Below are 4586 nucleotides of genomic sequence, written 5' to 3'. Positions count from 1 at the left end.
TCACCAGGATATTCTTTTAACAATTCTTTTAAATCAATAAAAACTCGATCTGCTTGATGTCTATCTTCCATCCTGATAAACAATTTTTTTTCTTCTTCCGGTAAATCCACTTTATTAGGTAAGGGTTGCGCTTGATTGATAATGAGCTGTAGTTGATTATTCCGATTTTCAACTTTCCCTTTTAGTAATAGTAACGACTCATTTTTTAAGAGCTTTGCCGACTGTGTATACGTTCTTGGAAAGGCAACTCCCTCTAATTCACCCGTTTCATCCCCAATTGTTAAAAAGGCCATTACTTCTCCTTTTTTGGTGCGTATCGTTCTCTCCTTCACGATGAATCCACCAATCACAACATTTTGATGGAGATAATTGGAGGTCTCTGAAATCGGGATTGCTCCGTTTTTCTTTAAATAGGTTGAATAGGATGTGATTGGATGACTCGATAAGTAAAAGCCGAGCGCTTCTTTTTCAAAGCGGAGTTTTTCCATTTCCTTAAATGGTTCGACTTCAACATATTTTGGTTTAAGTCCAAAATCATCTTCAAAAAACATCTCAAATTGATTTTCATCATCTTTAGGTCTAACCAGTTCGGCATGCTCTAGCGCAACATCTAATGTTGCTAAAAGTGTTGCCCGATGTTCCCCAAACTCATCAAAGGCACCTGAACAAATAAACGCTTCTATCGTACGACGATTTATACTTCTGATTGAGGTTCTAACGCAGAAATCAAATAGATCTGAAAATGATTTAATCTTTCTGGTTTCGACAATCTCTTTAAGCGCGGCAACTCCTACACTTTTTATACCTGCTAGACTAAATCGTATTGCCTTTTTCTCTACAATAAATGGATAATAGCTTTTATTAATAGATGGTGGCAGAATGGTAATCCCCTTTTGCTTTGATTCACGAATATATTGTCCTAGCTTGTCGTCGTTGCCAATGACACTTGTGAGTAATGCAGCCATAAAATAGAGCGGATAGTTTGCTTTTAAATAAGCGAGCTGATAAGCAATCATACTGTAGGCAACGGCATGGCTACGGTTAAAGCCATAGTTCGCAAATCTAACAATTAAATCATAAATCTCATTTGCTGTTTTTTCGGTATAACCCTTGCTTAAACAGCCTTGAACAAAATGGTGCCGCTCCTTATCAAGAACCTCTTTCTTCTTTTTACTTACGGCTCTTCTTAAAAGGTCAGCCTCGCCAAGACTAAATCCGGCCATTTTTGAGGCGATTTGCATAATTTGTTCCTGATATACAATAACCCCATTTGTCATTTGTAGAATTGGTTCAAGATCAGGATGTGGATATTGAACTGCCTCTTTTTTATGTTTTCGTGCAATATACAATGGGATATTTTCCATTGGACCTGGTCTGTACAAAGCATTTACCGCGACAATGTCTTCTAGGGTATTCGGCTGTAGCCTTACTAAAACGCTTCTCATCCCACTTGACTCTAGCTGGAAAACCCCTGTTGTATCTCCCTTACTTAACAAGGTGAATGTTTTTTGATCATCTAATGGAATTGTAGAAAGGTCAATACTCTTCCCTGTGCCTCGCTTGATCATGGACCCGATATTATCGATAAGTGTTAAATTTCTGAGTCCGAGAAAATCCATTTTTAAGAGGCCAATTTCCTCGAGAATATCCATCGGGAATTGTGTCAAATAAACGTCATTATGTCCGTCTTGAATGGCGATTAAATCTGTCAATGGTTGTTCACTAATGACAACACCAGCTGCGTGTGTAGAAGTATGTCTTGGAAGACCTTCAATTTTTTTCGCTGTTTCAAAGATTTTGCGTCCAATTTCAATGTTTTGAATATAGTCCCGTAATCCTTGTGATTCTTCATACGCTTGTTGCAATGTAATTCCAAGCTTACTAGGAACTAGTTTAGCGAGAAAATCGGCTTCTTTGGGTGAGATTCCCATCACTCTTCCAACATCCCGAAGTGCGGCTCTTGCCGCCAACGTACCGAAAGTAATAATTTGCGCGACATGAAGTCTGCCGTATTTTTTCGAAACATATTCAATCATTTCATCGCGCCGATTATCAGGAAAGTCAATATCAATATCCGGCATTGATATTCTTTCTGGATTTAAGAATCGTTCAAATAACAAGTGATGTTCAAGTGGATCAACATCCGTAATATATAGAACATAAGCGACCAATGAACCAGCTGCTGAACCCCTTCCTGGTCCTGTCAAAATACCGTTCTCATGGGCATATTTCATAAAATCCCAAACAATTAAAAAATAATCACTAAAATTCATATTTTTAATGACTTCAAGCTCAAACTGGAGTCTTTCGAACTGTTCATCAGTAGGGTTTTGATACCTTTCTTTCAGTCCTTTAAGACAGATTCGCGATAAATAATCCCCTGCAGTTTCATCACCCGGAACAGGATATTTCGGTAATGCAAATTTCCCCAATTCTATTTCGACATTACAAAGACGCGCAATTTGTAATGTGTTTTCAAGAGCCTCTGGAATGTCAGAAAAAAGCTCAGTCATTTGTGATGGAGACTTTAAATAATATTCCTTGCTCGGAAGGATAACTCGATCTTCATCTGAAAGCTTCGTCCCATTTTTAATCGATAGTAAGCATTCGTGAGCAAACGAATCAGCTTGCTCTATGTATTGAACATGGTTTGTGGCAACCAATGGTACCTTTAGTTCTGCACCCATTTTGAAAAGTTGATTGTTCATTTCAACATTCTCTCGTAAGCCATGGTTTTGTACAGCTAAATAAAAGCTTTCTTGTTCAAAGATTTGTTTGTAGGAATTGGCTCTTTTTAAGGCTTCCTCGTAATTTCCATTCTTTAGACTTTGCTCAATGTCCCCGTAACGTCCTGGTGAAATACCGATTAATCCATCACGATATTGTGATAACCATCTTCTTGGGATTCCATCCTTTGACTTAGTCTGAATTGCACTACTAATTTTTAATAGATTTTGATATCCTTTGTTGTTTTTTGCAAGTAATACTACAGGATAAGCAGTCTGGTCTTCTTCATCTGACAAAACCGATGCAGTCATACCTATAATTGGTTTGATTCCACGCTTCCTGCATTCCTTATAAAAAGTTATTGCGCCATACATCACGTTTTCATCGGTTAACGCTAATGCCTTAAGCCCGAGGTTGCTCGCTTTTTCAACTAAAGCTTCAACCTTTGCAGCACTTGATAACAGGCTGTAGGCGCTTTGAACCTGAAGATGAACAAAAGGCATCGAAATCACACCTCTTTCACTTTTTTTTAGAGGATGTTCAAAAAGCCGGCCGAAAATGACACATCGATAGAGGAACTTCGACTAGTTGCCGACACTTCCTATGTCGAACGTCGAAGTCACCACATCCTGTGGAAGCTCGTTGGCTTGCTTCTGGAGTTCCTCACGTATTAACTGCATACGCTCCGGTACTCAAAGCTACACCGCCTTAAATTCGACGCGCAGGATGTGCTAGTGTCGACAAGACATAAGGGCGTGGCGTTTTTGTCGACGCAGTCCTTTTACCCTCCTTTTTGAACACGCACTTTTCGTTCTATTCAATACTTCAATTATAGTCCTATTTACGAAACAAGCAAAACAAAACTCATACTGGCTAGTGTTTGTCCATATACATATAGTAAAAAGAGTAGGGTCTATCATATCAATTTAAAAAGAGGGTGTCCAAATGGAAATAAAAGACGCTTTTATGCCAGCTTTTATTCATAGTTTCTTTATTGCTCTTGGGGTCCTTTTAGGTGGATCGCTAATAGGTGGGATAGGTGCCTTTATTTCAGGTCAAGCACCTTTATCTGAAATCTATTCAGTAGCCAGCAAGTTAAAAATTTGGGCACTTGTTGCAGCAATTGGTGGAACATTTGATACTTTTTACAGCTTTGAAAAGGGCATTTTTCTTGGTCAAACTAAAGATGTCTTTAAACAATTTCTTCTAATTGTCTCGGCAATGGGAGGAGCACAGGTTGGATGGAGAATTATTGAGTGGTTTACTCAGGAGCATATTACCTAATGAGAGTCCCGCCCTATCATCAAAAACCTGGCTGGCAACGATTTTTCGCAGGTGTTGTAATTGGTGCCTTAATCAGTTGGTTTGTATTTCTGTTTCAGTATGGGGTGTTGCAGGATAAACAGATTCAAAAAATGACAAAGCAAGTAAGTGAAATTAATGATCTAAAAAAAAGCAAAGACATCCTTATTGAAGATATGAAAAAATTAAACGAAGAAAACAAAAACAAGCTAAAAATTCAGGACTTCGATATCGTGTTCGTGAATCGAAAAAAATTAGAGCTTAGCTCACTTGATCTACACCGTATGAAAGCTACTGTTATTGAGGACCTTAACTCCTTAATTGGACAGGATGTTCAAACAGTATCAAAAAATAAAGAGCTTCTCTTTAGAACAATTGAAAATAATGTTTTCGAGCTGGACGATAAAAAATATCGACTCAAAATACACACTGTCTTTTTTGATACAACACTTGAAATCACACTAAATATCGAGCTTGTGAAATAGCTAAGCCTCCTTTTTGGAGGCTTTTCGTTTTACAAAAGTGAAACTTTTGTTACATTCAAAAGAACAAAGACT

Annotated in this window: 3 protein-coding genes; 2 read left to right on the top strand and 1 reads right to left on the bottom strand. The window is 38.0% G+C overall.

All coding sequences use genetic code 11. From position 1 onward, the window contains the following. The coding region (gene dnaE, locus V7147_RS07290) for a DNA polymerase III subunit alpha (RefSeq protein WP_335367190.1) at positions 1-3230 on the bottom strand (3230 nt) is incomplete at its 3' end. Positions 3231-3672: 442 nt separating this feature from the next. Here dnaE and V7147_RS07285 point away from each other — a divergent pair. Beyond that, positions 3673-4011: a YtrH family sporulation protein gene (locus V7147_RS07285; RefSeq protein ID WP_335367189.1), complete on the top strand. Its 339-nt coding sequence runs from the start codon at positions 3673-3675 to the stop codon at positions 4009-4011. Beyond that, complete coding sequence (ytrI, locus tag V7147_RS07280) at positions 4011-4514, top strand: sporulation membrane protein YtrI (protein WP_335367188.1); 504 nt, start codon at positions 4011-4013, stop codon at positions 4512-4514. Before V7147_RS07285 ends, ytrI begins: the two co-directional genes overlap by 1 nt. The last annotated feature ends 72 nt before the right edge of the window (positions 4515-4586 follow it).

The sequence above is a fragment of the Bacillus sp. JJ1521 genome (genome assembly GCF_036965165.1).
In the GTDB taxonomy this organism is placed as follows: Bacteria; Bacillota; Bacilli; order Bacillales; family Bacillaceae_L; genus Ferdinandcohnia.
This window is presented reverse-complemented; position numbering and strand designations above follow the sequence as displayed.

Excerpts from the sequence above, each read along its gene's own strand:
- V7147_RS07285 (WP_335367189.1), top strand. The coding sequence starts at position 3,673 with ATGGAAATAAAAGACGCTTTTATGCCAGCTTTTATTCATAGTTTCTTT.
- ytrI (WP_335367188.1), top strand. The coding sequence starts at position 4,011 with ATGAGAGTCCCGCCCTATCATCAAAAACCTGGCTGGCAACGATTTTTC.